Annotated in this window: 27 protein-coding genes and 1 tRNA gene; 20 read left to right on the plus strand and 8 right to left on the minus strand. The window is 68.7% G+C overall.

Going from position 1 to position 26,354, the window contains the following annotated elements:
* Positions 1-4 precede the first annotated feature (4 nt).
* The 4 genes from Q5716_RS10645 to Q5716_RS10660 are packed head-to-tail and all read left to right on the plus strand — an operon-like array spanning position 5 to position 2,848.
* Positions 5-820 (plus strand): DUF2207 domain-containing protein, encoded by an 816-nt coding sequence (locus tag Q5716_RS10645; RefSeq protein ID WP_305003115.1) that lies wholly within the window; start codon positions 5-7, stop codon positions 818-820.
* Between the two features lie 4 nt (positions 821-824).
* On the plus strand, positions 825-1,325 hold the full coding sequence (locus tag Q5716_RS10650) for an amino-acid N-acetyltransferase (RefSeq protein WP_305003116.1): 501 nt from the start codon (positions 825-827) through the stop codon (positions 1,323-1,325).
* A gap of 27 nt (positions 1,326-1,352) precedes the next feature.
* On the plus strand, positions 1,353-1,961 hold the full coding sequence (locus tag Q5716_RS10655; protein WP_305003117.1) for a hypothetical protein: 609 nt from the start codon (positions 1,353-1,355) through the stop codon (positions 1,959-1,961).
* Positions 1,961-2,848 (plus strand): aminodeoxychorismate lyase, encoded by an 888-nt coding sequence (locus Q5716_RS10660; protein ID WP_305003118.1) that lies wholly within the window; start codon positions 1,961-1,963, stop codon positions 2,846-2,848. Before Q5716_RS10655 ends, Q5716_RS10660 begins: the two co-directional genes overlap by 1 nt.
* Before the next feature lie 15 nt (positions 2,849-2,863).
* Here Q5716_RS10660 and Q5716_RS10665 read toward each other — a convergent pair whose 3' ends face one another.
* Together Q5716_RS10665 and Q5716_RS10670 are read right to left on the minus strand one after the other, a co-directional pair.
* Positions 2,864-3,487: a response regulator transcription factor gene (locus tag Q5716_RS10665; RefSeq protein ID WP_305003119.1), complete on the minus strand. Its 624-nt coding sequence runs from the start codon at positions 3,485-3,487 to the stop codon at positions 2,864-2,866.
* A complete protein-coding gene (locus Q5716_RS10670; protein WP_305003120.1) occupies positions 3,484-4,641 on the minus strand; it encodes a sensor histidine kinase in 1,158 nt (385 codons plus the stop codon). Before Q5716_RS10670 ends, Q5716_RS10665 begins: the two co-directional genes overlap by 4 nt.
* A 139-nt stretch (positions 4,642-4,780) precedes the next feature.
* Here Q5716_RS10670 and Q5716_RS10675 point away from each other — a divergent pair, with 139 nt between their 5' ends.
* Positions 4,781-5,665: a CPBP family intramembrane glutamic endopeptidase gene (locus Q5716_RS10675; protein ID WP_305003121.1), complete on the plus strand. Its 885-nt coding sequence runs from the start codon at positions 4,781-4,783 to the stop codon at positions 5,663-5,665.
* On the opposite strand, the gene Q5716_RS10680 is transcribed toward Q5716_RS10675, so the two are convergent.
* Positions 5,662-6,408, minus strand: a complete 747-nt coding sequence (locus Q5716_RS10680) for a hypothetical protein (protein WP_305003122.1) — start codon at positions 6,406-6,408, stop codon at positions 5,662-5,664. The genes Q5716_RS10675 and Q5716_RS10680 overlap by 4 nt on opposite strands.
* 541 nt (positions 6,409-6,949) lie before the next feature.
* On the opposite strand from Q5716_RS10680, the gene Q5716_RS10685 reads away from it, so the two are divergent.
* Positions 6,950-8,056, plus strand: a complete 1,107-nt coding sequence (locus Q5716_RS10685; protein WP_305003123.1) for a DUF2510 domain-containing protein — start codon at positions 6,950-6,952, stop codon at positions 8,054-8,056.
* A gap of 19 nt (positions 8,057-8,075) precedes the next feature.
* On the opposite strand, the gene radA is transcribed toward Q5716_RS10685, so the two are convergent.
* Complete coding sequence (gene radA, locus Q5716_RS10690; protein WP_305003124.1) at positions 8,076-9,416, minus strand: DNA repair protein RadA; 1,341 nt, start codon at positions 9,414-9,416, stop codon at positions 8,076-8,078.
* 93 nt (positions 9,417-9,509) lie between these two features.
* On the opposite strand from radA, the gene Q5716_RS10695 reads away from it, so the two are divergent.
* From Q5716_RS10695 to Q5716_RS10720, 6 genes are all read left to right on the plus strand, one after another.
* Positions 9,510-9,896, plus strand: coding sequence for a hypothetical protein (locus Q5716_RS10695; protein WP_305003125.1), 387 nt, complete (start codon positions 9,510-9,512; stop codon positions 9,894-9,896).
* On the plus strand, positions 9,893-10,162 hold the full coding sequence (locus Q5716_RS10700; protein ID WP_305003126.1) for a hypothetical protein: 270 nt from the start codon (positions 9,893-9,895) through the stop codon (positions 10,160-10,162). The genes Q5716_RS10695 and Q5716_RS10700 overlap by 4 nt, the downstream gene beginning before the upstream one ends.
* 10 nt (positions 10,163-10,172) lie before the next feature.
* Positions 10,173-10,262: transfer RNA gene (locus Q5716_RS10705), tRNA-Ser, on the plus strand.
* 291 nt (positions 10,263-10,553) lie between these two features.
* A complete protein-coding gene (locus Q5716_RS10710) occupies positions 10,554-11,690 on the plus strand; it encodes a hypothetical protein (protein WP_305003127.1) in 1,137 nt (378 codons plus the stop codon).
* A complete protein-coding gene (locus tag Q5716_RS10715) occupies positions 11,687-12,631 on the plus strand; it encodes a phosphotriesterase family protein (protein WP_305003128.1) in 945 nt (314 codons plus the stop codon). Before Q5716_RS10710 ends, Q5716_RS10715 begins: the two co-directional genes overlap by 4 nt.
* Complete coding sequence (locus tag Q5716_RS10720; RefSeq protein WP_305003129.1) at positions 12,628-13,635, plus strand: zinc-dependent alcohol dehydrogenase; 1,008 nt, start codon at positions 12,628-12,630, stop codon at positions 13,633-13,635. The genes Q5716_RS10715 and Q5716_RS10720 overlap by 4 nt, the downstream gene beginning before the upstream one ends.
* On the opposite strand, the gene Q5716_RS10725 is transcribed toward Q5716_RS10720, so the two are convergent.
* Positions 13,632-13,985 carry a twin-arginine translocase TatA/TatE family subunit gene (locus tag Q5716_RS10725; RefSeq protein ID WP_305003130.1) on the minus strand — a complete coding sequence of 118 codons (354 nt, stop codon included), beginning with the start codon at positions 13,983-13,985 and terminating at the stop codon, positions 13,632-13,634. The two genes, Q5716_RS10720 and Q5716_RS10725, sit on opposite strands and share 4 nt — an antisense overlap.
* Positions 13,986-14,037: 52 nt before the next feature.
* Between Q5716_RS10725 and tatA the strand changes: the two genes are divergently transcribed.
* The 3 genes from tatA to Q5716_RS10740 are packed head-to-tail and all read left to right on the plus strand — an operon-like array spanning position 14,038 to position 16,334.
* Complete coding sequence (gene tatA / locus Q5716_RS10730; protein WP_305003131.1) at positions 14,038-14,265, plus strand: twin-arginine translocase TatA/TatE family subunit; 228 nt, start codon at positions 14,038-14,040, stop codon at positions 14,263-14,265.
* A 1-nt stretch (position 14,266) separates the two neighbouring features.
* Positions 14,267-15,094 (plus strand): twin-arginine translocase subunit TatC, encoded by an 828-nt coding sequence (tatC, locus tag Q5716_RS10735; RefSeq protein WP_305003132.1) that lies wholly within the window; start codon positions 14,267-14,269, stop codon positions 15,092-15,094.
* 55 nt (positions 15,095-15,149) lie between these two features.
* Entirely contained in the window at positions 15,150-16,334 is a 1,185-nt protein-coding gene (locus tag Q5716_RS10740) for a substrate-binding domain-containing protein (protein WP_305003133.1), read from the plus strand.
* Positions 16,335-16,343: 9 nt separating this feature from the next.
* Here Q5716_RS10740 and Q5716_RS10745 read toward each other — a convergent pair whose 3' ends face one another.
* The gene (locus tag Q5716_RS10745) at positions 16,344-18,797 is read right to left on the minus strand and encodes a glycoside hydrolase family 2 protein (RefSeq protein ID WP_305003134.1); all 2,454 of its coding nucleotides are present in this window, start codon (positions 18,795-18,797) and stop codon (positions 16,344-16,346) included.
* Between the two features lie 151 nt (positions 18,798-18,948).
* Here Q5716_RS10745 and Q5716_RS10750 point away from each other — a divergent pair, with 151 nt between their 5' ends.
* The 5 genes from Q5716_RS10750 to Q5716_RS10770 are packed head-to-tail and all read left to right on the plus strand — an operon-like array spanning position 18,949 to position 23,895.
* The gene (locus Q5716_RS10750) at positions 18,949-20,268 is read left to right on the plus strand and encodes an ABC transporter substrate-binding protein (RefSeq protein WP_305003135.1); all 1,320 of its coding nucleotides are present in this window, start codon (positions 18,949-18,951) and stop codon (positions 20,266-20,268) included.
* Between the two features lie 21 nt (positions 20,269-20,289).
* Positions 20,290-21,240, plus strand: coding sequence for a carbohydrate ABC transporter permease (locus Q5716_RS10755; protein ID WP_305003136.1), 951 nt, complete (start codon positions 20,290-20,292; stop codon positions 21,238-21,240).
* Positions 21,240-22,085: a carbohydrate ABC transporter permease gene (locus Q5716_RS10760; protein ID WP_305003137.1), complete on the plus strand. Its 846-nt coding sequence runs from the start codon at positions 21,240-21,242 to the stop codon at positions 22,083-22,085. Before Q5716_RS10755 ends, Q5716_RS10760 begins: the two co-directional genes overlap by 1 nt.
* Positions 22,082-23,128, plus strand: coding sequence for a Gfo/Idh/MocA family protein (locus Q5716_RS10765; RefSeq protein ID WP_305003138.1), 1,047 nt, complete (start codon positions 22,082-22,084; stop codon positions 23,126-23,128). Before Q5716_RS10760 ends, Q5716_RS10765 begins: the two co-directional genes overlap by 4 nt.
* Positions 23,125-23,895: an MBL fold metallo-hydrolase gene (locus tag Q5716_RS10770; RefSeq protein WP_305003139.1), complete on the plus strand. Its 771-nt coding sequence runs from the start codon at positions 23,125-23,127 to the stop codon at positions 23,893-23,895. Before Q5716_RS10765 ends, Q5716_RS10770 begins: the two co-directional genes overlap by 4 nt.
* Here the strand turns inward: Q5716_RS10770 and Q5716_RS10775 are convergent.
* Both Q5716_RS10775 and Q5716_RS10780 read right to left on the minus strand, forming a co-directional pair.
* Entirely contained in the window at positions 23,892-24,917 is a 1,026-nt protein-coding gene (locus Q5716_RS10775; protein WP_305003140.1) for an amidohydrolase family protein, read from the minus strand. The genes Q5716_RS10770 and Q5716_RS10775 overlap by 4 nt on opposite strands.
* Positions 24,910-26,346, minus strand: coding sequence for an alpha-amylase family protein (locus Q5716_RS10780; protein ID WP_305003141.1), 1,437 nt, complete (start codon positions 26,344-26,346; stop codon positions 24,910-24,912). The genes Q5716_RS10775 and Q5716_RS10780 overlap by 8 nt, the downstream gene beginning before the upstream one ends.
* Positions 26,347-26,354 lie beyond the last annotated feature (8 nt).

Below are 26,354 nucleotides of genomic sequence, written 5' to 3' on the forward strand. Positions count from 1 at the left end.
GGTCGTGCGCCGCCCCGACCGGATCATCGTCCCCCAGTACCTGCCGCCGCCCGGCCTGAGTCTCGTCGCGGCCGCCGAGCTGCTCGGCGACGGCAAGCGGGCGATGGCCGCGCAGATCGTGGACTTCGCGGTGCGCAAGGTCATCACGATCTCGCGGACGGAGAAGGGCTTCCGCTTCGGGCTCGTGAACGCAGACGGCGAGGGCGCCGACGAGCGATCGGTGCTCGCGGCGCTGTTCGGGGGCCCGCGGCCCGGTGCGGAGCTCGTCATCTCCCGCGGCCGCAATTCCGGACTCGGGGCGCTGCTCCGCGAGCCGCACCGCGCGATCACCGCCGCCCTCGTCCGCGACGGGCTCGCGACGGAGCGCGGCTTCTGGGCGAAGTTCTTCACGCCGCTCAAGCGCGAGCCCGTCATCGCCACGCCGAAGGCGTACCCGGTGGTCGACCACCTGTGGGGCATCCACGACTACGTCCGCCTGGCGGAGAAGGAGCGCTTCGCGCTTCTGCAGTCGCCGGATGGCACGGCCACTCGAGTCGTCGACGGCCGCGAGATGCTCCTGCTCAACGAGCGCCTCCTCCCGTACGCCGTGCTGTTCGGGCTCGAGCGCGAGTGGGCGAAGGCGATCGACACGCAGCACCAGAACCTCACGGAGGGTCTCGACGCCATCGACGCGCTCGAGCTCCTCGAGCTCGCCGTCTACGGAGCGGATGCCGTCATCGCGATCGCGGATCTCGCGAGCACCGTCGATGCCGCTGACACGCTCGACGGTGTCGGTGCCTTCTTCGGAGGTCTCGGCGACTTCCTGTCCGGACTAAATTAGCTCCGTGACCTCCCTCGAGGTGCGCCGCGCGCGCACGAGCGACATCCCCGCGATCCAGGCCCTCGTGGAACCGCTCGCGGCACGTCGCATCCTGCTCGGCAAGGACCGGGTCACGCTCTACGAGGCCGTCCAGGAGTTCCGAATCGCGGAGGTCGACGGCGTCGCGGTGGGATGCGGCGCCCTGCACGTCATGTGGGAGGACCTCGGCGAGGTGCGCACCCTTGCCGTGCGCGACGACCACCTGGGCACGGGCGTCGGCCACGCCATCCTGGACCGCATCGAGGCGGATGCCCGTGAGCTGGGCCTCTCGCGGCTGTTCTGCCTGACCTTCGAGACCGAGTTCTTCGGCCGCCACGGCTTCGAGCCGATCGGCGAGAAGATCGTCGACCCCGAGGTGTTCGCCCAGCTCGCCCTCTCGCCCGACGAGGGTGTCGCCGAGTTCCTCGACCTGGCCCGCGTGAAGCAGAACACTCTCGGCAACACGCGGATGCTCAAGCACCTGTAGCCCCGCGGGCCCGCCTACCCTGGGGGCATGTCGACATTCCGGAACCCTGTCGGCCCGCAGCCGGCGAAGGTGTACTGGCGCCGTCGACTCGTCGTGCTCCTCGTTCTGCTCGCGATCGTCGCCATCGTCGTGCTCATCGTCGTGCAGCCCCGCGGTGGTACACCCACCCCGACGGGCACGAGCCCGTCGCCGTCGGCGACCTCGACGAACGCCTCGGGCTCCGATGGCGACGCCGTCGAGTGCGACCCCGCCAAGATCACGATCGACCCGATCACCGATGCCGACAGCTACGACCCCGGCGTCAACCCGCAGCTCTCGTTCACCCTCAAGAGCACGATGACCGAGCCGTGCCTGCTGGGTGCGGGCTCCGACCTGCAGGAGTTCCGCATCACGAGCGGCGAGGAGCTCATCTGGTCGTCGAAGGATTGCCAGAGCGACCCCGTCGCCGCCGAGATCATCCTTCAGCCGGGCGTGCCGAAGCAGAGCGCCGCCATCACGTGGGATCGCACGCGCTCGTCGGTCGACACCTGCGACGCCGCGCGCGAGCCGGTCGTCGCGGGCGGGGCGAGCTACCACCTCGAGGTCTCGATCGGCGAGATCGAGTCGGCGACCACCAAGCAGTTCCTCCTCAACTGATGGCCGAGCACGTTCTCGCGCTGCTGTCGCGCCCGTCGCGCGAGGCGCCCGGTGACCCGGGTGCGCCGGTCTACCGCTTCGTCGATCCGGATGCCGCCCACCTCACCGTTCTCGACCTCGGGGTCACCCGCGGCGATGGCATCTTCGAGACGCTCAGCGTCAACCACGGTCGCGCCCAAGCGCTCGAGCACCACTTGAGCCGGTTTGCCCGGTCGGCCGCGATGCTCGAGCTGCCGGCACCGGACGCCGATGCCTGGCGCGAGACGATCCTCGCGGTCGTGGCATCCCTCGACCCCGCCCGTGAAGCGTTCGTCAAGACGGTGCTCACCCGGGGGATCGAGTACGGCGACCGCCCGACGGGGTGGGCGTACGGGGCGTACTCGCCGTCCTTCGAGTCGGCGCGCACCGAGGGACTCGCCGTCGTCCTGCTCGATCGCGGCTACCGGCACGACGTGGAGCGCACGTCGCCGTGGCTCCTCGCGGGCGCGAAGACACTGAGCTACGCCATCAATCGGGCGGCGGTGCGCGAGGCGGTCCGTCGCGGCGCCGACGACGTCGTGTTCGTGTCATCCGACGGCATCGTGCTCGAGGGCCCGACCTCCACGGTCGTCTACCGACGCGGGGATGCCCTGCTCTCGCCCGGCACCGGGCTCGGCATTCTCGACGGAACCACCCAGGCCAACGTGTTCCGCTGGGCCGAGTCGCTCGGCATGTCGACCGCGTTCGAACTCACCACCCCGGACCTGCTGAGGTCGGCGGATGCTGCGTGGCTCGTGTCGAGCGTGCGGCTCGCGGCGCCCATCCGCGCCATCGACGGCGAACCGTTGCCGGTCGACGCCGCGTTCACCGCCCGCATGAACGGGTGGCTCGCCGCGCTCGACGACTAGATGGGTGCGGGCCGACTAGTCGAGCTCGCGCGCGAGGTGCAGCGCGAGCGCTGTCCGATCGGGCTGACCGAGCTTGCGCAGCACAGCGGACACGGTGTTCTTGACCGTGCCGTACGCGAGGTGGAGTTCCTCGGCGATCTCGGCGTTGGCGAGCCCGCGCGACACGAGCCGCGCCACGGCAAGCTCGCCCGCGGTCAGGTCGAGTCGCGGTGCAGGCGGCGCGGCCGGCGCGAGGGCCGCGCGTGCCACGCGCGGGTCGAGGACGAGCCCGCCAGCGCGCACCTGCTCGAGAGCGTCGACGAGGCTCTCAGTCGAGATGTCCTTGAGAAGGAACCCGCCCGCGCCGGCATCGAGGAGCTCGCGCACGAGTGGAGCATCGTCGAAGGTCGTGAGCACGAGGACGGGTAGCCCGGGATGGGCGGCGGCGCAGCGGATGACGAGTCCCAGGCCGTCCAGGACCGGCATCCGGGCGTCGGCGAGGACGACGTCGGGCGCGAGTTCGGGGATGAGCGCGAGCGCGTGTTCGCCGTTCTCTGCCTCGCCCACGACGGTGATGCCGCCGACCGTCTGAAGGATCATGCGAAGGCCGCGCCGGAGCAGCTCCTGGTCATCGACGACGAGGACGCGGATCCCGCTCATGCAGCCTCCCGGGGCAGGCGCAGTGCGAGCCGGAAGCCGTCGGCGGTCGGGCTCGCATCGAGTCGCCCTCCGACGGATTCCACGCGCGAGCGCAGTGATCGCAAACCGAAGCCCTCGACGATCGACCGAGTCGACCGCCCGCCGCGGTCGATGAGGCAGGCGTGCACGCCTTCGCTCCCGACGACGAGGTCGAGGGTGGCGGAGGTGGCGTCCGAATGCCGCACAACATTGGTCAGGCCCTCCTGTACGAAGCGCAGCAGGAGGAGCGACTGCGCACGAGCGAGCGGCTCATCATCCCCCGTCACGTCGACCTGGACGTCGATGCCGGTGCCCCGGAACGCCTCGGCGACGGCGCGGAACGCCTCCACTTCCCGCACGTCGCCCAGCTCGATGGGATGCATCGCGCGCACGAGCCGACGCATTGCATCGAGCGAGTCGCCCACGAGTTCGCGAGCCCGCGCGAGTTCCGCGTGCGATGCTGCCTCGTCGCCCACCCGGACCGCGTAATCGAGCGAGAGCCCGATCGCCGTGAGCCGGTGGCCGAGGTCGTCGTGAAGCCCGCGCGCGGTGCGCTCCCGCTCGTGGGCAAGCACGAGCTCGCGGTCGCTGTCGAGGCGCTCGCGCAGTTCGTCGTTCGCGGCATCTAACTGCACGAGCGCCTCGTGGAGTGCCGCGCTCGCGCGGATACTGTCCCGCAGCACCGCGCCCACAGCCGCGGCGAGGCCCGCGGCGAACAGCGTCGCGACCGCTTCGATGGCAGTTCTTTCGGCAGAGCTCCCCGAGAGCGTGTGGAGTACCACGACAAGGCCGACGAGACCCGCAGCGTACGACCAGAGCACGGCGGTGGCCGCGAAGGTGAGGCCGAGCATGAGGCACGCCGCCCAGATGATGCCGTTGAACAGCGGTCCGTTGCCCAACGCCATTGTGGCGACAGCGACGCCTGCGAACGCGATGGCGGCACCGCGAGACCGCTGCCCCGAGCGACGCCAGACCACCCACAGCCCGACCGCGAGCGCGAGGAGCGCGACGACTGACACGATGATCCAGGGCGGTCTCGCATCGAAGGAGTAGAGCACCATGACTGCGGGACCGGACAGACCGATGCCCGCCGCGAGGTCGAGCAGTCCTGCTCGGGGGGTCGGAAGCCGGGGCATCGTTCCAGGGTAGGCGCGTCGCCGCGGGGTGGGCAGTGACCGCGGTCACGAACTCGGGGCCGCGCCCGGTGACTCCGAGTCCGGGCGATCCTGACTCAGGTGCGGTCCCCGGCTCGCGCGGCCTTCCTACGGTGGCGGTATGACCACACCACCCCCTACCGCCGAGGCTCCCCGTCTCGGCCTCGGCGCCCTCGGAATCATCGTCCGCGTCCTCGTCGCCATCGGCACACTCGTCATTGGCAACCTGGTCGCGGGACTGCTGCCCGTGCTCGTGTCGCTCATCCCGGGCGCCGTCGACGTGTTCGGCGGCACGTCGCCGTGGGGCTTCGCCCTCGCCCTCGTCGTCCAGGCGGCGGTGCTCCTCGTCGTCGTGCTCGCCGTGCGCCTGTGGGCCCGCTGGTTCGAGCGCGCGCCGATCCGCGCCGTGGGCTGGCGATGGGCCAGGAGGGATGCCCTCGCGCTCTTCCTGGGCGTCACCGTCGCCGCCCTCACCCTCCTCGCCGTGCGCGCGCTTCTGCCGGCGACAGGGTCCGTCCCTGAGGGCGCGTCCGCCCTCGGCGACCAGTCCGCTGCTCCGGTGCCTCTGCTCATCGCGTTCTACCTGGGTCTCGCCTTCCTGCAGCAGAGCATCCCGGAGGAGCTCCTCTTCCGCGGCTGGCTGCTGTGGTCGCTGCGAGGGCGGCCCGTTCTCGCGGTGACCGTCGTGACACTGTCCTTCACCGCCATCCATCTCGTCTCGAACGGCGGCCAGCAGTCGGCCGTCGAGCATGTCCTGTACCTCGCACTTCCTCTCGGCTTCTCGCTGCTCGCGACGGGACTGCTGCTCTGGACCGGCTCGCTCTGGGCCGCAATCGGCGTGCACGGGGGCTTCCACGTCGGAAACTACCTGGCGACCGCCGCCCTCCCGCAGGTGGATGCGGTTCTGTCGTGGGTAGCGATCGGCGTCGTGCAGGCGACGCTCGGGGCGGTACTCGTGATCGTGGCCCTGGCTCGTGGACGGGGCATCCCTGACGGCCGGGACTAGCGCGGGGTGTGCTCGATGCGCTCGAGCTCGAAGCCGGCCGTGTACTTGCGCTTGGGGTCGAGCTCGTCGATGAGTGAGACGAGCGCCCGCTGGATGTCGATGAGCCGGCGGTTGTCGCCCGTCGAGACGAGTTCCATTCCCGCGTGCACCGGCTGGAACCACTCGCGGAACGACTCATCCGCCCGATACTGCTTCACGAACGCCGCGTATCCCTTCACCTTGGGGACGCGGGTCTTCGCGACGGTCTCCCACTCGAGCATGAGCTCCCCGATCGCGCGCTGCTCCGTGGTGAAGAAGAGGAAGCCCTCGGAGTCCTCGCTGCGGCGGAGGGTCTTGAGCACCGCGTCGATGTGGCGCTGCACCTCGAGGTCGCGCCCGCCCTCTCCGCTCGAGGCGAGCACGGCCTGGCGCCGCGCCTCGATCCAGCCGAAATAGTGGGCGAAGAGGAACGCGGTGGAGACGATCGCGTAATCGCCGTGGCTCTCGTACCTCTTCATGAGGGGCACCCAGCCGGTCTCGACGATATTGAAGATGCGCGACTGCAGCTCCGCGGCGGCCTGGGCGAGCGGCTCGTAGACCTGCTCCGCGGCCTTGAGGGCCGACTGCTGCTCGAGGCGCTCCTCCCGCTCGGCGGCGAGCGAGTGGCTCAAGCGCGCGGTGCGGATCGAGAACCAGCCGGAGAGCGCGACACTGACCACGCTCAGAATGATCGCGAGCGCGGTGAGGGCGGAGTCGATGGTCATGGGCTCGATCGTAGTGACGGGGCTTAACGCGAAGAACCCCCGCGGCCCGTGAGGGCGAGCGGGGGTTCTTCTGTGTGCTCTCGAGTCTCCTCTCGAGCGAACCGCTCAGGTCTGGCCCTTGCGGGCCCGGCCGGCGCGGGTCTGCCGTCGGGGTCACCCCCTCCGGCGTACCGGCGGGCTTCCTCGCGGACCCCTGCCGGTACGTCCTCCGGGCGCCTCTCGGTTCCCCTCGGACTGCGCCCTCTGGTCTCCCTTCGGGCTCCCGGTGAGGCGTCCCCCTCCGGGTTACTTTGGCGGCGTCCCGCGGTTAGTGAAGACGAGTAAACACCCGCCCCGGGGTGCGCACAAGACGTGAACTCTCGCTAGATAGTTGAAAGTTGATCGCTCGGCGCACGGTGGGGATTGCGGGGCGATTCGGGGGCCGATTTTCGGAGCATCCCCCACCTTTGGGGACAAAATCTGGCGGATTCCCCTGAATTGGGCGTGTCAAGGGCGTAGAACGGGCTTTCTGCGCAAGAGCATTGCCGGTTACTCTTGGAGCGTGGATGACAACAGCTTCGGTGTGCCCGCGGGGTGGTACCCGGATCCGCTCGGACTCCCACAGCTTCGCTGGTGGGACTCTCAGGCGTGGACGGAGCACACCTCCGAAGCGCGCGCGCCCATCATCATCCAGCCCTCGACGACCTCGACTCGACTCGGCTTCGCCGACGACGACCTCCCGTCTCGCCGGGAGCAGCGCGAGCGCGAGCGCCGCCAGAGCGGGTTCACCTTCGAGTCGCAGTACGCCGACCCCTTCGCCGACGAGTTCGAGTCGCCCCTCGACAGCGTCCTCGACACCGAGACCGAGCCGGAGCGCGAGGAGCTCAGCGCCCAGCCCCTGCTCGCGATGACGCTCAAGGAGCTCGAGCCGCCGCTCACCGACACCGTCGAGGATGTCATGCCGGGGCCTCGCCGTGCGTCGTCGCACGCGAACGCCGCGCCCGCAGCATCCACGCTCAGCGCGCTCGCCGAGGAGGAGGCGCCGGAGCGCGTCGCCAACAACATGCGCAGCTACACGGCGGCGGTCTGGGTGATCGCCCTCATGCCGGCCATCCAGCTCGTGCTCTCGACGATCCTCGTGCTCTCGGGGCTGGGATCGAACACCGCGCTGTTCGTGCTCCTCGCCCTCGGCCCGTACTTCCTTTCCATCTTCATCGCCGCGTTCGACCGGCTCGTGCTCCTCGTGTGGGGCCACAAGCGTCCCGCGAGCGCGTGGTGGGCGCTGCTGCCGTCGCCGGCCTATCTCCTCGTGCGCGCCATCCGCACCTACCGCGAGACGGGCAAGGGCTTCGCTCCGCTGGCCGCGTGGGCGGCCGCCGTCACGTCGGTGTTCGCCGGGTTCCTCGTGCTGCCGGGGCTCATCATCGCGATGCTGCCGGGGGTGTTCGCCGCCGAGGCCGCGAACTCGGTCGAAGCACAGGCGCTCGGGCTCTCGGGCGCGTCGATCGAGGTCACCTGCCCCACCCCGCCGATGGTGATCGGCGACCAGTTCACGTGCACCCGCGTCGCCGCGGACGGCACCACCGACTCGGTGGTCGTCGAGCTCGCCCGCCGGAACGGGTGGATCGCGTGGGACGTCGTCGACTGGGGCAACACCGTCGTCAAGTAGGCGGCCCGCGGCGTCGGCCTCAGAAGTCGGGAACGTCGACCTTTTCGACGGTCGAGCCCGCGAACGCGAGCCGCAGGGCCTCGCGCAGGTGCACGGCCTGTGAGTCGATGAGCGTCGCGAAGCCCAGCCGTCGAGCCTCGGCGGCGCGCTGCTTCGCCGAGGCGACCGGGCGGATCTCGCCGGCGAGGCTGATCTCGCCGACCGCGGCCTGGGTGACGGGGAACGCCTTGTCGCGGTAGGCGCCTGCGACGGCCAGGGCGATCGCGAGGTCGGCGCCCGGCTCGAGGAGTCGGATGCCTCCCACCGTGGACACGTAGACGTCGAAGCCCGACAGCGGCAGCCCCGCCCGCCGCTCGAGAACCGCGAGGAGCATTGCCACGCGAGACCCCTCGACGCCGTTGACCACGCGGCGGGGTTGCGGGGCCTGCGTCTTCACGATGAGCGCCTGCACCTCGACGGGGAGAGCGCGGCGACCCTCGACGGCGATGGTGACGCACGTGCCGGAGGTGGGGGTGCGGGCGCGGGAGAGGAAGAGACCGGAGGGATCGGCCACTTCGGCGATGCCGTCACCAGTCATCTCGAAGCATCCCACCTCGTCCGTCGGTCCGAAGCGGTTCTTGTGGGCGCGCACGAACCGCAGCGCCGTCTGACGGTCGCCCTCGAACTGGAGCACGACGTCGACGAGGTGCTCGAGCAGCCGGGGACCGGCGATCGTGCCATCCTTCGTGACGTGCCCGACGAGGAGAACGGGAAGGTTGCGGTCTTTGCTGACGCGGATGAGCGTCGAGGCGACCTCGCGTACTTGCGACGGGCCGCCCGCGAGCCCGTCGGTGAGTGACGACGACACGGTCTGCACGCTGTCGACGATCACGAGCTGTGGCTGCACCTGGTCGATCTGGCCCAGGATCGTCGCGAGGTCGGTCTCCGCGGCGAGATAGAGCTCCGGATGCAGGGCGCGGGTGCGCTCGGCCCGAAGCCGCACCTGGCTCACCGACTCCTCCGCGCTCACATACAGCACGCGCTGTCCCTCGGACGCGGCGCGCGACGCGACCTCGAGGAGGAGAGTCGACTTGCCGACGCCCGGCTCGCCGGACAGCAGGATCGCGGCGCCCGGCACGATACCGCCGCCGAGCACCCGGTCGAACTCCGCGATCCCGCTCGGCCAGTGCGCGACGGCCTCCGCCCCGATCTCGGTGATCGAGCGCGCCTCGGTCGACGGACGCACCGCAGCGACCCGCACGGTCGGCTCGCTCGTGTCGACGACGGTGCCCCACTGCTGGCACTCGCCGCAGCGCCCCACCCACTTGATGCTCGACCAGCCGCACTCGGTGCAGCGGAAGCTCGTGGTGGGTCTGGCCATGCAGCCACTGTAGGCGCGGCCGGCGACAACGCGCGGCAGGAGCACGGGGTGTGGAGAGCGAGGTGCGGGAGTAGGGTCGGGGGAGGAGGCGACGTGGCATCCAGCGACTTCGACGACCAGCTCGACGAGCGGTTCGACCCCGTGTTCCAGCGCGGTCACGAGGGCGACCCGATCGCGTTCGCGCCGCACCGGTCCCTCGCACGCGAGAGTCCCGCGGATGTCGCGCCGACCGCGGCCACCGACCTGTCAGGCAATCCGTGGGTGGTGGTCCTTTGGCTCCTCGCCGTCCTCCTCTCCGCAGGCGGACTCTGGATGACGTGGTACGCGCAGGTGCTCTTCGCGAACCCCAACGTCGACAACGTCGTCACCTACTACGTGCTCCCGGCCGTACTGGAGTCGCTCGCTCCGATCGTGACCGGCGTCGGTCTCGCGACGCTCGCGGGCGTGGTGTTCCTGCACGCGGTGCGGTGGCGGCGGTGAAGCCCGTCGCCCTGCTCGCGGCGGCGGGGGCGGGCATCCTGCTGGGCGGTGCCGCCGCGCTGGGGCTCCACGTCGCCGACTACCTCGAGGCCGCCCTGCCCATCGACAGCGACGCCGGGCTCGTGGTCTTCCGCGTCGGCGGCGGGTACTACTCGTACCGACCGTTCGAGGTCGGGATCGAGCCGTGGCTTCTCGCCGCGGGGCTCGGGATGCTCGTGGCCGCCGCTTTCCTCGCTGCGGTGCTACGCCGCCCGAACATGGGCTAAACTCGTCGGCGGTGACGTGTCCGAGCGGCCGAAGGTGCAACTCTCGAAAAGTTGTGTGGGCTAACACCCACCGTGGGTTCAAATCCCACCGTCACCGCCACTTAAGAAGACCCCCGACGCTGTCGGGGGTTTTCTTCGTTCGCTGGGGCGGTAGGACGCGATCGCACTCGTGGGCCCCTGGACGCGAGGGGCCCCGGGCGCGGCGCAGCCGCGGTCGGGGGAGCGCCCAGGGAGTCAAATCCCACCGTCACCGCCACTGAAGGAGCCCCCGCCTACGGTCGGAGGGCTTCCTCAGCCGTCCTTGCAGTCCGACGCGACCGAACGCGAGGGCTCTAATTGGCTCTAACGCCGGGGTTCCGCTAGTTTTTACTTAACCGGTTTAGGAGCAACGATGGACGACGTTCTGCAGCGGATCGGCGTACGCCGAGTGATCAACGCCGTGGGCCCCGCTACGCGCCTAGGGGGCATCGCTCCCGACATCGAGGTCGTGGAGGCGATGAGGAGTGCCGTGAGCTATCCCGTCCGAATCGACGAGCTGATGAGCGCCAGTGGTCACCACCTCGCCCGGCTTCTCGGAGTGCCGGCTGTCTACATCACCGCCGGAGCTGCCGCGGGACTCGCCCTCGGCACCGCGGTAGCTATCGCGCGAGGCGACTCAGGGCTGGCTGACTCCCTCCCCCGCACCGAGGCCCCTCATGGGATCCTGATCCAGGCAGCCCATCGTGACCCCTACGACCGAGCAGTCGAGGTCGGGGGAGGTCGACTCGTCGCCGTCGGGTACCCGGAGGGCACTCATCTGGGCGAACTCGAGCGGAGTCTGACGGACGACGTCGTAGCGGTGCTCCACCGACCCGGGCGCCCGGGAAATGGGGCGTCGCTGCGCGAGGTGGCCAGAGTTGCTCACGAACGAGGAAAACTGGTGCTGGTCGATGCGGCGGTCCACGTCCCCCCGGCCGATCGACTCGCCGCGCTCCTCGATGACGGTGCGGACCTGGTAGCCATGAGCGGAGGCAAGGCGTTCGGTGGTCCGCAGGCGAGCGGGCTGCTCTGCGGTGCGCCAGAACTCGTATCGCTCGTCGGCCGGTTCCACCAGGACATGGACGAACGTGCTACCACGTGGCCTCTCCCGAGCGGAGACGCGACCCCGCCCCGCCACGGCGTGGGTCGGATTGCGAAAGTCGGTCGGGAGCAGGTAGCCGGCCTCGTGGTCGCGGTTGAGAGATATCTCGAGGGGCGATCCACGTGGCTCGATCGCGGCCGCGCCGAGCTGGACATCGCCGAGGAGACCCTCGTGCGCGCCGGTGTCCCCGTGAGACGCGAGCGACTGCATTCGCTCGACGTCGACATCCTCGAGGTCACAGCCCGGGGGGATCCCGATGTCTTCATCCACCGACTGCGCGACCGCGCGGTGCCCGTGTTCGTCGGCGAGTCGGAGGTGTGGCGAGGCGTCTTGACGCTCAACCCGATGGGTCTCCTTGCCGGCGACGGTCGGATGCTGGCCGAGGCGATCGTCGAGGTCCGTGGATGAGCGACCTGAGCGGTCGGGCGATGACCGTGCTCGGCCCCGTGGACCCGGCCGAACTCGGTGTCACTCTCACCCACGACCACGTCTTGTTGGATGCCTGGGGCCTGCGGCAGTTGTACGAGGCGATCCTCGACGATGAGTCCCTCGCCATCGAGGAGGTCGCGCGCTTCAAGGCTGCGGGCGGCGGAACCATCTGCGACCCGACGAACGTCGGCCTCAAACGGGACCCGGCAGCGCTGGCCCGAATCAGCCGCGCCACCGGCGTCCACATCCTGATGGGCGCGGGCTGGTATCGAGAGATCGTCTACCCCTCCTACATCGCGGAGGAGACCTCGCAATCCCTCGCCGACCGCCTCATCGCCGAAGTCGTCGACGGTGTCGACGGGACCGGGGTGAGACCGGGTTTCATCGGCGAGATCGGCACGGAGCGGGGAAGCATCAGCCCCGCGAATGAGCGGGTCTTTCGCGCGGCCGCTCGTGCACACCGTGCCACCGGCATCCCGATCCTGACTCACACGACCCACTTCGGCGAGCTCGCCCTGGAGCAACTCGACCTGCTGCAGGAGGAGGGAGTGGATGCCCGGCACGTGGTCATCTCGCACCTCGGGGACCGTCGCGATATCGACTCGATCCTGCCCATAGCGGAGCGCGGAGCCTGGATCAACGTCGACAATCTCGCCTTCGTGACCGGCTACGCGCCGGTCTCCTTCCGCGCTGACAATGTCGCGAGGCTGTGCAGCCTGGGTCTTGCTGATCGGGTGATGCTCTCCAACGACATCTGCGAACTCGGACAGCTCGCGGCATACGGCGGCGTGGGCTACGGAAATGTCGTGGAGCGCTTCCTGCCGATGCTCCGAGATCGAGGTGTGAGCGAGGAGGACATCCATCAGATGACTGTTCTCAACCCCGCGCGGGCCTTCGCGTTCGCCGAGGTCGGGTCATGAGGGCGCTCGTGCTGGTCGAGTACGGTCGACTGGAGGTACGGGAGGTGCCCGACCCCGAACCGCGCGACGGCTGGGCGATTCTCCGGGTGCTCGCGACGGGGATCTGCGGATCGGACATCCACGGCTTCACGGGGGAGAACGGTCGGCGATTCCCCGGTCAGGTGATGGGGCACGAGAGCGTCGGCCGACTGACCGCCCCCGTTGGCGGGATGTCGGCCGGCGACCTGGTTACGTTCAACCCGGTGGTGGGCGGACCGCACGCGTCCCGCTACGCCGGCCGTGAACAGCACGATCCCGGTAAGTGGGTCATCGGCGTCGACCCGACGCATCACGCCGCGTTCGCCGAGTACGTCGCTGTCCCACGCGACAATCTCGTCCCGGTCGCCCCGGATCTGCCCCCCGCGCTCGGCACTCTCATCGAACCGCTCGCCGTCGCCGTGAATGGCGTCGGCCGCGCAGGGGATGTGCGGGGCCAGTGGGTGCTCGTTCTCGGAGGGGGCCCGATCGGTCAGGGCGTCGCCCTCGCTGCGATGCGAGCGGGAGCTTCGGTCATCGTCAGCGAGCCCGATGCGGCGCGCCGCGATCTCTGCGTCCGATTGGGTGCGCTCGTCATCGATCCGAACGAAGGCGCTGTCGTGGATCAGCTCACCCGGCGCGGGCACGACGTCACCGTCGCCATCGATGCCGTGGGTTCCTCAGCAACTCTCGCGGATGCCCTCGCCGTCACGCCACCGGGTTCGACGATCGTGCTCGTCGGGATGGCGTCGCCGGAGATCCGGATGGACGCCTATCGGGTCAGTGTCGGCGAGCGGTCGGTGGTGGGCGCCTTCACGTACTCGGCAAGCTCGTTCCGGGACGCCGCCAGGTGGGTGTCGGAGGGCGATCGCGCCATTTTCGACGCGCTGATCACCGACGTCGTCCGACCTGAGGAGGCTCAGAGCGCGTTCGAAGCCCTGGCCGGGGGCACCGGATCGGCGGGCAAGACCGTGGTGGACTTCGACTAGCGCGACGGGGGAGCGATCTCCGTGGGAGGCTCCGACGAAGCCGCGGCCCGCTGAGCGGCGGGGGGCGCATCGCCGAGCGTCTTCCAGTCGTCGGACAAGGCATCGGCGATGATCCGTCGCGGGTTGTACTGACGCGGGTCCACCTTCTTCCAGTCGATATCGGGGAACTCCTCCTCGATGCGCTCCTTGGAGCTGGCGAGCAGTACTCGGGCGCGTCGAACCGTGCGGCCGAGCAGAGCGGCGAAACCGGTGAGGCGCTCGGGCCCCAGGATGAACCCGGCAATGACCCCGATCACTATGAGCTTCTCGATGGTGAGACCAAACATCGCAGGCACCTTTCTCTTCCTCACGCTGAACTGCTATAACTCTATTAGACAAACCGGTTTAGTAGAAGGAGTACAGATGTTCGGAAACGCACTCACCGGGTGGCATTTGGTAATCGTGCTCGCGGTCGTCCTCTTGCTGTTCGGAGCGGCAAAGCTACCCGCACTCGCGAAGAGCGTGGGGCAGTCGGCGCGTGTCTTCCGCGGCGAGATGCGCTCGATGAAGTCGGACGATGCAGCAGGCACCGAGGCATCGCCCGGCACCGCGGCCGAGGAGTCGTCGCCGGCAGAAGCCGTGCGGGAGTGAGATGACGGCACGCCGTGCGCGCGCCGCCACGGGCATGCCGCTGCGCGAGCACCTGCGAGAGCTTCGGCGGCGGCTCGCGGTCTCCGCCGCCGCGCTCGTGGTGGCCGCTGTTGTCGTGGCCTTCTTCTCCACTACGGTGATCGAGCTCCTGGCCGCGCCGTTGCATGAGATCGAGGGTGCTGCCGAGTCCGCCATCAACTTCTCGAGCGTGACCGCAGCTTTTGACCTCCGCGTCCGAATCGCGATCACCGGCGGAATCGTGCTGTCCTCACCCGTCTGGCTGTACCAGGTGTGGGCATTCATCGTGCCCGCACTCAAGCGCACTGAGCGACGCTACGCCATCGGCTTCGGGGTGTCGGTTCCTCCGCTGTTCTTCGCTGGCGCAGCAGCGGGTGCCGCTGTCTCCCCTCACATCGTGCAGCTCATGGCGACCTTTGCTCCGTTCGGCTCCACCTTCCTGCTGCAATCGGACGTGTACTTCGACTTCGTCCTCAAACTCGTCATCGTGATAGGGGTGGCCTTCGTTCTCCCGGTGTTCCTGGTGGCCTTGAACTTCGCTAGCGTGATCTCGGGCAAGGACATCCTCAAGGGATGGCGCGTGGCCATCCTCGTGATCACCCTCTTCACCGCTACCGCGACGCCCGCGGCCGATGTCCTATCGATGGTGATCCTCGCGGTTCCACTCGTGGGGCTGTACTTCGGGGCGGTGCTCATTGCTGTCCTCCACGACCGTCGCGCGGCCAAGCGACTAGGCTTCTTGCTCACCGACACGGACGGTGCGGCCGACGCATCTGCGACCGGCGCCCAGCGGCACGGCGCTGCCGGGTGACGCCCGTCACCGGCAGCAGGGGCAGAGCGAGTCGGACGAAGCGGAAGGGTGACCAATGGCTCGAGTGACGGTCGCCGACGTCGCCGACGAAGCCGGCGTCTCCCGCGTCACCGCGAGCAAGGTCCTCCGCGGCGGAGAGGGGGTGTCGCCCTCGACGACCCAGCGCGTCCTCGACGCTGCCGCCGCGCTCGGCTACGGTCGCGAGCAGTCCGCCTCGGGAGAGGGCAAGCGAGTGACCATCGCCGACATCGCGAGCGCCGTCGGGCTCTCCAAGGGCTCAGTCTCGTTCGCCCTCAACGGCCAGGCGGGAATCTCCCCCGAGAATCGCGAGAAGATCCTCGAGACTGCACGTCAGCTGGGGTGGCGACCGCACAGCGCAGCGCGCGCACTCTCGAGCTCACAGTCGAAGGCAATAGGCCTCGTCCTCGCGCGAGACGTCGACACTCTCGGGTCGGAGCCGTACTTCATGAGGCTCATCGCGGGGATCGAGGCGGTGCTGTCGAAGGAGTCCATCGTCATGCTCTTCCAGACGGTGCCCTCGATCGAGGCGGAGATGGCGGTGTACGACGACTGGTGGAGCGAACGCCGCATCGATGGGCTGCTGCTCAACGACCTGCGCGTGGACGACCCGCGGCTCCCGTACCTTCAGGGGCTCGGCATCCCTTCTGTTTTCGCCGGGCTCCGGGAAGGCTCGGGGACGGTGTCCGCCGTGTTCCACGAGGAGGCCCCGGGAGTAGAGGAGACCGTGCTGCACTTGCGCGACCTCGGTCACCGCTCCATCGGCCGGGTCGCGGGACCCGCGGAATTCGCACACATCGCCGAACGCGGGCAGGCATTCGCGCGATTGTGTTCCGAGTTGGGGATCGAGCACTACGAGAGCATCGAGACTGACTACTCGATGGAGCAGGGAGCCGAGGCGACCAGATACTTGCTCGCGCGCCCCGAGCGACCCACCGCGCTCGTGTACGACAACGACATCATGGCGCTCGCCGGTCTGCGCGAGGCGCAAGCGACCGGTCTGTCGATCCCGCAGGACCTCTCCATAGTTGCGTGGGACGACTCGTTGTTTTGCCAAGCCTCGAGCCCGAGCCTGACGGCCGTGGCCCGCGACATCCGAGCGTTCGGGGAGCAAGCGGCCACGTCCCTCCTCGACCTCATCCGCAGCGGTGCGCCGGATACCGTTCGCGAGCCTCCCGGTCGGATCGTGGCTCGGGACAGCACCGCGCCGCCCCCGTCCTGACCACAGTTATCACCTGTTGCGAGCGAGGTAGTCGAACAACGAGGTCACCGTCCGATCGCCGCGCGCGACCCGGTCCAGATCGTCGCGATCGACGCCCGCTCCAACGGTCAGCGGGACCACGCACTGCTCTCCCGGGAGGATGGTGAGCAGTCGTGACGACGCGGTCACTCCGGCCACCTCGAGCTCCGGACGCACGAGCACCTCGCGGGCGATCGCCGACGTCGCCGTCACCACGAGGGAGGCCACCCCGTTTTCGACCACGACGCTGGACTCGAGTCCCGGATCCGGGATGCCCGCGCTCCCGTCCGCGTCGGCGAAGGCGAAGCGGCGCCTCCCGAGCAGCGTCACCTCGAGGGCCTCGGCGGCGCCGAGAGAGGCATCCACGAACGAGGACGCTCCGGCATCGAGGCGCAGCGAAGTGGCCGTCGTGAACTGGGTCGTGCCGGAGGACGACAACCCTCGCATGCCGAGGTCGGCCTCGAGCCGAGAGCGACCGCGATTGTGCACGAAGACTCGTCGACCGCCCGCCTCGCCGATGAGGGAGACGTGGAGGTCGTCGAAGGAGTCGGCGATGGCGTGCAGGACGGGCTTGGGCGTACCCGCGACGTCGAGCGCGGACCAGGAGATGGCCGGCCAGATGTCGTTGAGCTGCCACACGATGGCGCCTCGGCACCGGGGCCACAGCGAGGCCCAGTGGTCGAGGGCGGCGGTAACGGCGCGAGCCTGGATGACCGAAGTGATGTAGTGCCAATCGGCGAAGTCCTCGGTCACCGGGAAGTGCCGCGAGATCCCGAGCTGCAGCTTGGCCACGCCATCCGCCGCCTTCTGATGGAATACGAGGCCGGCCGCGTGCGGACCGTCGAGCGCGTCGGAGATGGATGCAGTGAGAACCGGTGTACTGGCGGGCCCCTGCCATCCGAACTCGGAGACAAATCGAGGCGCGTCGTCGCGGTAGTGGATGTAGTCGCGGTTGTTCCACATCTCCCAGGCGTGATGAGTCTGGTGGTCCGGGTCGTTCGGCTCGACATTCCAGCCTCCCGACCACGGGCTCCCGGGGTAGTAGGGCTGGTCCGGCGCGAGCGAAGCGATGACGCGCGGGATCACGTCGAAGTAATACCCGGCGCCCCAGGGTCGGTGGTCGAGCTCGTTCTCCCAGTTCAGCGCCTCGTGCAACCACAGATTCTCGTTGTTGCCGTTCCAGAGGACGAGGCTCGGATGACTGGCGAGGCGCGTGACATTCTGGCGGGCCTCGTTCGCGATGTCCTCGCGCATAGCCGCGGTCTCCGGATACGCGCCGCACGCGAAGGCGAAGTCCTGCCACACGAGGATGCCGAGTTCGTCGCAGGCGTCGTAGAAGTCGCGACTCTCGTACGTGCCCCCGCCCCAGACGCGCACGATGTTCGAGTTCGCCGCCACCGCGGCCTCGAGAAGGGTGCGGACCGCAGTGCGGTCGGCGAGGCCGGGCAGCAGGGTCGCGGGAATCCAGTTGAAGCCGCGCGCCAACACGGGCTCGTCGTTGATAACCAGGCCAAACGCGCCATCCGAACTCGTCGTGTCGAGCTCGATCGTTCGAAAACCGATGCGGCGCTCGTCGCGATCGAGCGGCACTCCGCTGCCGTCAAGGAGCTCGACCTCGAGATCGTAAAGGGCAGCGGCGCCCGCTCCGCGCGGCCACCAGCGCGCGGCTCCGGGGGCCTTGACCACGAGGATCACCTCCTGCTCGTCGCTCGCCATGACCGCCGAACCCTCAACGTCCAGGCCCGTTCCGCGCACTCGCGCCCGCACAGAGAGCGACGCATCCACCCCGGGCTGGCGCGCAATACCGACCCGTACCTCCACCGACGGCTCTCCTGGTCGGTTCGTGCTCGCCACGACCGAGTCGAGCCGGGCGGTGCTCCATGTCCTCAGGTGCACAGGTCGCCAGAGCCCGAGGTCGGCGACGCGCGGTCCCCAGTCCCACCCGAAGCTGCACGCCATCTTTCGGACGTACGTGTAGGGCGTCTCGTCGAAGGAACCGGGGTACGGCCCGACCTCGCGCTCGACGTCATCGGCATAGGCGAAGGGCGAGAGCAGTGCCACCTCGAGCGAGCAGGTCCCCCCGCGGTAGCCCGAGACGTCGATGCTGTGGCTGAGGTGCATGTTGCGCGACTCAAGGACTCGCGCCCCGTCGATCGAGACATCGGCGATCGTGTCGATGCCCTCGAACACGAGCTCGGTCACCTGCCCTGGCTCATCGGGGATCGCCAGCGAACGCGTGAGGGTCCAGTCGCTGCGGCCAACCCACTGGATCACCGTTTCGTTCTGCTCCACGAATGGGTCCGGGATGATCCCCTGGTCTTGCAGAGTTCCGTGCACGCTTCGCCCGTCGGTCGCCAGCCTGGTGCCGGCCGTGACCGTGGCCCCTTCCGCGGGCTGGGTGAGTTCGAGAATCCACTCTCCGTCGAGTTCGGTCCTGCGCAGCACGTCGTGTCTTCTCCTTGGGTCGATGCGCCGGACCACCCGGCTGAGGAAAATTATACAAACCGGTTTGACATATTCGATACCATGGCCCAGTATCTGATTTCAGCGATCTCCGGCACCGGAGAGCCGCGGCCCCCAATACAAAGGAGTTGAGATGGAAGTACCCCGCACGTTTCTTTCCGCCCAGGCTTCGCGGCGTGGCTTCCTTGCGGGCGGCCTTGCGGCCGCCGGCATGGGGCTGCTCGCCGCCTGCACGCCTGGCGGCTCGCAGTCGAAGAGCACCGAGATCCCGGTGATGATGAACTACTCGGCCGCATTCGAAAAAGAGTTCCTTCGTGTCACCCAGGGCTACGAACGCGCAACCGGCAACACGGTCGATCTTCTGAACATCGCGGCCGCCGACCAGTACGCCACTAAGCTCAAGACGCTCGCGCTCGCCAAGCAGCTTCCCGCGTTGTACTACGTGGCGAGCTTCGACCTCGGCACCCACATCAAGAACGGCTGGGTCCAGGACCTCACCCCCTACATCGAGCGCAACGAGGACGTTGTGCAGTCCGCCGACTTCTTCCCGGCCGTCGTCTCGCAGACGTCCCGCGACGGCAAGATGTACGGACTCTCGGACGGTCTTTCGTCCTACGGCATGTACGTCAACAAGACGATGTTCGACGAGCTCGGCATCCCGCTGCCCGACGACGACAACTGGACCTGGGACGACTACTTCGACCTGACCGAGGCGTTCAAGCTCACCGATGGTGGTCGACAGACCCGCTGGGGCGGGCTGGCGAACCATGGGAGCTGGGCCTTCCGCGGGATCTTCTCCGCCAACGGGGGGCAGGTATTCAGCGATGACCTCTCGGAGTGCATCATCGCCAACGATGAGAACATCGCCACCGTCGAGCAGCTCCGCGCCGCGGCGAAGCGCGGCTCGGTGCCCGACCCCGGGGGCCTGCCGAGCGGGGTCGACCCGTTCGCAAGCGGCATCCTCGCGATGGTGATGGATGGCTCCTGGTATGTTCAGGGGGCTCGCGACTCGATCGGCGACAAGTTCGAGTGGGACGTCCTCAAGCTCCCGAAGGGCTCGACGGGTCGCCGCGATGTCGCGGTCGCTACCGGAACCTACGTGATGAGCCGGGACACGGAGAACACCGAGACTGCTTTCGACTTCCTGTCGTACTACACGTCGGCGACCATCCAGGACAGCATCCCCTTCCTGCAGCTCGGCACCGTGCAGCCGCGCGTCCAGCAGGAGAAGGACTACCAGGAGCGCTCGAAGCTCGAGGACCTGCCGCCGGCGAACCGGCTCAATGTGTTCCCGTGGCAGATCCAGAACGACGCCGGCGACCTGCCGTACCCGGACTACTGGACTGCCTTCGAGACGGTGTGGTTCAACCGACTGATCTCGCTCTTCACGGGACCGGACAGCGCCAAGACCGTTCTCGAGCAGATCCAGGAAGAGACGAACCGCCAGCGCTAAGCGGCGGTCGAGAGGAACCCGATGAGCACCACCCGGCTGGGTATGGAAACGATGGTGGGCGCCGCGAGGCGCCCCAGGAGGACCGCGGGCCCCCTGCAGCGGCGCGAAGCACGCGTCGGCTGGCTATGGATCCAGCCGTGGCTCATCGGGTTCCTCGCATTCACGGCAATCCCTTTCGGAGCGGCATTCGTGATGTCGCTGACGAACTGGTCCCCCGCGGGCGCCGAGTTCATCGGGTTCGACAATTACGTGAGGATGTTCACGGACGACCCGCTGTTCTGGCAGGCGATCAAGGTGACCTTCGTGTTCGTCCTCCTCTACCTGCCCCTCAGCATCGCTCTCGGCCTCGGCGCGGCAATGCTCATGAACCAGAAGTTCGTGGGCGTCGGGGTATTCCGCACGATCTACTACCTCCCCTCGGTTCTCTCCGGGGTCGCGGTCGTCGTGCTCTGGAGCTTCGTCTTCCACCGCGAGTTCGGCGTGGTCAACCTCGCGCTCGGCTACCTCGGCATCCCGCCGATTCCGTGGCTCCAGAGCTCGTTCTGGGTCATCCCCGTTATCGTGATCATGCAGCTCTGGGGCGTCGGCGCCTCGATCATCATCTACCTCGGAGGGCTGCAGGGCATCCCCACCGAGCTGTACGAGGCGGCCAGCCTCGATGGCGCCGGGTGGTGGCGCACCTTCCGCAGCGTGACGCTCCCGATGATGTCGCCGATCATCCTTCTGCAAGCGGTGATCGGCCTGATCGGGACCTTCCAGATCTTCACCCAGTCGTTCGCGCTGACGCGCGGCGGACCCGACTACGGGTCGTACTTCCTGTCCCTCTACATCTACGACACGGCCTTCGGGCAGCTGAAGCTCGGATATGCGTGCGCTCTCTCGGTCGCGCTCTTCGCGATCATCCTCTCGCTCACCGGGTTGTTCTTCGCGGTCTCCCGATCGCGCGTCTACTACGCAGGAGCCAAGGACTGATGCGCTCGCTCACCCGAACCAGCCGTCGTCGCATCGCCATCTTCGCGACGCTCGTCGTCCTCACCGCGGGTTCGATCCTCTATCTCGGCCCGCTCGGGTGGATGATCAGCACGGCGCTCAAGACGCCCGACCAGATCTACGATCTTCCGATCCGCTGGATCCCGGATCCCGTCGACTGGGGTAACTTCGTCGAACTCTTCACGGAGGTGCCGTTCGCCCAGTACATCGGGAACACCGTCGTGCTCACTGCGCTCGGCGTGCTCGGAAGCATTACCGGCAGCTCCTTGGCCGCCTACGGGTTCGCGCGCTTCCGGTTCCGTGGTCGCAACGCCCTCTTCGTCGTCATGCTCAGCACGATGATGATCCCGGTGTGGGTGACCATCGTGCCGTCGTACGTCTTCTTCGGCGAGATCGGGTGGCTCGATACCTACCTGCCGATCCTCGTGCCCGCCTTCTTCGCCACCCCCTTCAACACGTTCCTGCTCCGGCAGTTCTTCTTGTCGATCCCCCAGGAGCTCGACGAGGCGGCGCGCATCGACGGGGCCGGGTCGGTGCGGATCTTCTTCCAGATCATCCTCCCGCTGTCGGTGCCGGCACTCATGATGGTCGGCCTGTTCTCGTTCCTCTTCTTCTGGAACGACTACCTCGGCCCCCTCATCTACCTTCAGTCGCAGGAGCTGTACCCGCTCTCGCTCGGAGTCGCCAACTTCGTCGGTACCTACAACCAGAACTATCCGCTCATGATGATGGCGGCGATGGTCTCCATGCTGCCCTGCATCGCTCTGTTCGCGATCGCCCAGAAGTGGTTCATGCAAGGGATCGTGATCTCGGGTGTGAAGGGGTGACCGCGCCCCGGGCCGTCGTGCTGAGCGCCGGGGCGTGGTCGCAATCGACGCACATCCCGGCATTGCGGGAGGCGGGCGCCGAGGTAGTTGCGGTCACGAGCCTCTCACTTGAGCGGGCTGCCGCGATCGCCGACCAGTTCGGGATCCCGTCGGCCTTCGACGACCCTCGCCTTGCGCTCGACGCCGAGCCCGACATCGCGGTGATCGCGGGACCGCCCGTCTCGCACCTCGATCAGGCGCTCGCCGCCATCGAGCGGGGCATCGCCGTCCTCGTGGAAAAGCCGATGGCCCTGACCGGCGAGGAGGCCCAGCGCATCGCCGTCGCCGGCGAGAGCGCCGGGGTGCCCGTCCTGGTCGGGTTCACCTGGTCCAGTGCCGAGCTCTTCGCGCGTGCCCGCGACCTCATCCGATCAGGGGCGCTCGGTCGGGTGGAGCACGCGTCTTGGTCCATCCACGCGAACACTCGGCAACTTCTCCTCGGCAGCCCGGTCGCAGCCTGGGACCCGGATGCCCGCTCCGAGTCGTCGACCTACACCGACCGCTCGCGCTCCGGCGGCGGTGTCGGTGCGGTGACGATGTGCCACCTTCTGAGCGTCGCGCACTGGGTGCTCGGAAGCAGTGTCGCCTCGGTCGCCTGCGAGACCTACGACGGTGCCGCGGGGCTGGACCTGCACATGTCGGCACTCGCGTCCTGGGCATCCGGGGCGTCCGGGGTGCTCGTCGCGACATCCACGCAGGTGCACGGCGCGCCCACCCGGTGGTTCGCCGAGATCCGGGGCAGCGCCGGGGACCTGTCGATCGACACCCTCACCGGCGAGTTCTCGTTCGTCCCCGCGGAGGGCGCCGGTGGCTCCTCGGTCGACCCCGAAGCGGGCCGGCCCGACGTGCGATCACCCACGCGTGCGCTCGTCGCCTCCTGGTCTGGTGAACGGGTGCCCAGCGCGATGTCCGCCCGTCTCGGGGTCGCCGTGACGCGGACGACCGATGCGCTATATGCGAGCGCCCGCTCGGGTGGGGCTCCGACGCGAGTGGCCACCGGATGACGGCGACGATCACCGGCGTCCGAGTCGCCTCCCTGTCGGTCCCCCGCCACTTCGCCCTCATGGGGGAGCTGGACGGGGCAGGTTCCGTCGAGCTCGACTTTGTCGTGTGGTCGATCCGCACCGACGACGGCGTCTGCCTCGTCGACACAGGACTGCCGCGCGGTGAAGACTTCGCCCACCTCGACGACATGAACTCCGGTGGCGAGGACCGCTGGCGGTTCCGGGACGTGCGCAGCGTCGGGGAGGCGCTCGACGACCTCGGAGTCGCGCCCGCCGAGGTGGATGCCGTGCTCCTCACCCAGCTCGTCACCTACTGTTCCGGCGGGCTCGAGGAAGGCCTTTTCCCGCACGCGCGGATCGTTCTCGCCCGCGCGGGCCTCGAGGAGTACCTCGCGGGCGGAGTGGGGCATCCGCCGACGTCGTTGTACGTCACGCCGGGAGGCTGGCGAGCGATCGGTGAGGCGGCCGCTCAGGGGCGGCTGGATGTGGTCGACCGACGGCACCGGGTTGTGCCGGGCGTCGAGTTCGTCGTGACGGGAGGCCACCACCCCGCCTCTGCGTCGGTGCGCGTGAGCACGGACGACGGCAGGGGGATCGCGCTCATGGAGACCGCGTTCCTGCAGGAGAACGTCGAGACGTCGCGGCCCATCGGCATTGCAGAGTCGGCGGCGGATGCGCGTCGCGCCGTGGTCGAGGCCCGCTCGGAGGGCTTCGAGGTCGTCGCGATGCACGACCCGCAGCACCGGCAGCGGTTCGCCCCGCGCTAGCGCCGCACGAGCACCGCGTCGCGAACGCAGTGCTCGACGGTCAGCGCGCTACCGGCGATGCGCGCGACGACGACGTCGCACGGGGAGTCGAAGGACAGGATGCCCGCACCGTCGAGTCCGACGGCGAGAGCGGGAGTGCGCGTCGCCGCCTGCAGGGCGTCGGCCCACGGCATCCCGGCCGCTACGATCCGCCCGATGACGGTGGGCAGATCGACCGCGGCGTGGGTCGAATAGGCGTGCAAGTCCGTGCTGATGGTGTCGGGCGGGAAGCCCTGATCGATCGCTGCGCGGGCGATCGCCGGGTCGAACCCCGATACCCCGTGCCCCACGTCGAACAGCACGCCGCGCTCTCGGGCGCGGCGCACCGAGGGGCGGATGCGACCGTTCTCGATGAGGGAGTTGCCCGCGAAACCTGTGAAGCAGTGGGTGACGATGTCGCCGGCGCCGAGAGTCCGCACGATCGTGTCGATGGACGCCGGCTTCGGCCCGAGGTGCACCATGAGTGGCGCGGCGGCTCGATCCGCCGCACGCCGGGCCGCCGCGAGCGCGCGAGTGGTGAAGCGGCCTCCGACGTTCGCGGAGGCGCGCACCTTGACCCCGACCGCGAGCCCGGGATGCTCCGCGATCGTGCGCACCACGAGTTCCTCGTCGAGGTACTCGGGCGAGCGCAACTCGCCGCGGCGCTGGATGCTCGTCGTGCCAATGCTCGAGATGTTGACGAACGCCCGAAGCCGCGTCCGGCTGCGCAGCGCGATGGCTGCGAACGCCCCGAACAGGTCGCCGCCGGCGCTACCTGCATCGACCATTGCCGTCACCCCGCTCCGCTCGGCGGCCTCGTCTGCGGATACACCCAGATCCTGACCTGAGAAGACGTGGGTATGGAGGTCGACGAGCCCGGGGAGGAGCACGGCGTCATCGAGTGTCCCGGCCCCTGAGGCGGTGCCCAGAGCGACGTCGTTGTCGACTCGCTCGAGGCGTGACCCGCTGACGACCAGCGGGCGCCGGAGCAGAAGCTCAGGCACTCCGCGGGGAGGCGTCGCCGACGCGGCGCAGGAGCACCAGCCGCCCGGGTTCCACGTCGAAGCGGCTCGAGCGGTGCCCGGTTGCGAGGTCCTCGAGCATCCAGGTCGACGTGATCGAGCAGGTCGTCGCACCGTAGTTGGCGAGGGCCGCGTACACCTCGGTGTTGGCGAACAGGCTCACCACCGACTCTGCCGGCGCTCCCGTGCGGTGGAACACGTCGGACTGCACATCGATCGACGCACGCGTGCCGGGGACGACCATCCGGCGGTACTGGTCGAGCCAGAACCGGTGCCGCTCGGCGCGGTCAGGGCTCGCGGCGCCCACATCCCACGGCCCGTAAGAATGCGGGCCATCCGGGTTTGCGGACACGAACTCCTGATGGTCGCGCCACTGCCGGACGACGCGGTCTACCTCCGGTGAGTCGTAGTCCACGCCCGGGATGGAGGCGCGCTCGCCCGTGAAGGGGCGACCCGCGAGGATCTGCGGGAACTGCAGGTAGGGGATCGTCTGCGCGTACTGCTCGTCCTCGGAGGGCAGCTCGCCGACCGAGTAGTCGAACTGTGGCACGACGTAAGGCGGGTGGTCGCGAGTCTCCAGGCGCATGCGGTTGATGTCGCCGATGTTCTCGCCGACCCACAGGTAGTCGTAGAGCCGCATCGCGGACTTCGGGATGTCGTTGAAGTCGGCGTGGAGCTTGTACGTGCCGCCGCGAGACTTCACCTCCGCGTAAATCCACGCCAGGAGGTCCTCTTTCGCGGCATCGTGCTCGGATGTCTCGGGCCACGCGAGCACCTCGTCGGGGGTCGGGGGCATGGTCTGGGCCGCGAGCGAGCGGTAGCCCCAGTCATTGAAGAGTCCGTCGATGTCGTACTCGTCGAGGAGTCGGCGGGTCTTCTCCAGCACGTAGGCCCGCCAGCCGGCGCTCGCCGGGGAGCAGCGGACGAGCCGCCAGTGGGCGACGCGCACGAGCTGCATGTCCGGGCTTGGGTCGTCGTAAGACTCTCGCGTCCACTCGGGGCGCAGGTCGGGGTCGCCCCACTGCATGTATCCGGACGAGGCGTAGAGCAGTACCCGGATGCCCTCCGCGTGCGCCATGTCGATGAAGCGGCGCAAGCCCGGCTCGTTGGGGGAGGAGAACCGGCTGGCGCCGTGCAGGCGGAGGAGGTCGTTCCAGTCCTCCATGAGCTGGATCTGGCGGATGCCGTTCGCTGCGAGGTTGGCGAGCGCCTTCTCATCGAAGCCGTCCGGGTCGTACGGCGCGCGCGATGGGTACTCGCCCAGGTTGTAGCTGGCCTGCCCGGGTACGTAATCGCCGATGAAGTGCTGCGCCCGGCGGGACCGCACCACCGACTCGACCAGGCGGATGTTCTCGAGCCGCGTGCGATGCCCGTGGTTGTCGAGGTCGGGGATGAGGGTGGAGTCGTGCATGGGCATCC

The organism is Antiquaquibacter soli (genome assembly GCF_030580675.1).
Classification (GTDB): domain Bacteria; phylum Actinomycetota; class Actinomycetes; order Actinomycetales; family Microbacteriaceae; genus Rhodoglobus; species Rhodoglobus soli.

Coding starts and splice junctions, on each gene's coding strand:
- Q5716_RS10655 (WP_305003117.1), top strand. CDS start 1,353: ATGTCGACATTCCGGAACCCTGTCGGCCCGCAGCCGGCGAAGGTGTAC.
- Q5716_RS10660 (WP_305003118.1), top strand. CDS start 1,961: ATGGCCGAGCACGTTCTCGCGCTGCTGTCGCGCCCGTCGCGCGAGGCG.
- Q5716_RS10665 (WP_305003119.1), bottom strand. CDS start 3,487: ATGAGCGGGATCCGCGTCCTCGTCGTCGATGACCAGGAGCTGCTCCGG.
- Q5716_RS10670 (WP_305003120.1), bottom strand. CDS start 4,641: ATGCCCCGGCTTCCGACCCCCCGAGCAGGACTGCTCGACCTCGCGGCG.
- Q5716_RS10675 (WP_305003121.1), top strand. CDS start 4,781: ATGACCACACCACCCCCTACCGCCGAGGCTCCCCGTCTCGGCCTCGGC.
- Q5716_RS10680 (WP_305003122.1), bottom strand. CDS start 6,408: ATGACCATCGACTCCGCCCTCACCGCGCTCGCGATCATTCTGAGCGTG.
- radA (WP_305003124.1), bottom strand. CDS start 9,416: ATGGCCAGACCCACCACGAGCTTCCGCTGCACCGAGTGCGGCTGGTCG.
- Q5716_RS10710 (WP_305003127.1), top strand. CDS start 10,554: ATGGACGACGTTCTGCAGCGGATCGGCGTACGCCGAGTGATCAACGCC.
- Q5716_RS10715 (WP_305003128.1), top strand. CDS start 11,687: ATGAGCGACCTGAGCGGTCGGGCGATGACCGTGCTCGGCCCCGTGGAC.
- Q5716_RS10720 (WP_305003129.1), top strand. CDS start 12,628: ATGAGGGCGCTCGTGCTGGTCGAGTACGGTCGACTGGAGGTACGGGAG.
- tatA (WP_305003131.1), top strand. CDS start 14,038: ATGTTCGGAAACGCACTCACCGGGTGGCATTTGGTAATCGTGCTCGCG.
- tatC (WP_305003132.1), top strand. CDS start 14,267: ATGACGGCACGCCGTGCGCGCGCCGCCACGGGCATGCCGCTGCGCGAG.
- Q5716_RS10740 (WP_305003133.1), top strand. CDS start 15,150: ATGGCTCGAGTGACGGTCGCCGACGTCGCCGACGAAGCCGGCGTCTCC.
- Q5716_RS10750 (WP_305003135.1), top strand. CDS start 18,949: ATGGAAGTACCCCGCACGTTTCTTTCCGCCCAGGCTTCGCGGCGTGGC.
- Q5716_RS10755 (WP_305003136.1), top strand. CDS start 20,290: ATGAGCACCACCCGGCTGGGTATGGAAACGATGGTGGGCGCCGCGAGG.
- Q5716_RS10760 (WP_305003137.1), top strand. CDS start 21,240: ATGCGCTCGCTCACCCGAACCAGCCGTCGTCGCATCGCCATCTTCGCG.
- Q5716_RS10770 (WP_305003139.1), top strand. CDS start 23,125: ATGACGGCGACGATCACCGGCGTCCGAGTCGCCTCCCTGTCGGTCCCC.
- Q5716_RS10780 (WP_305003141.1), bottom strand. CDS start 26,346: ATGCACGACTCCACCCTCATCCCCGACCTCGACAACCACGGGCATCGC.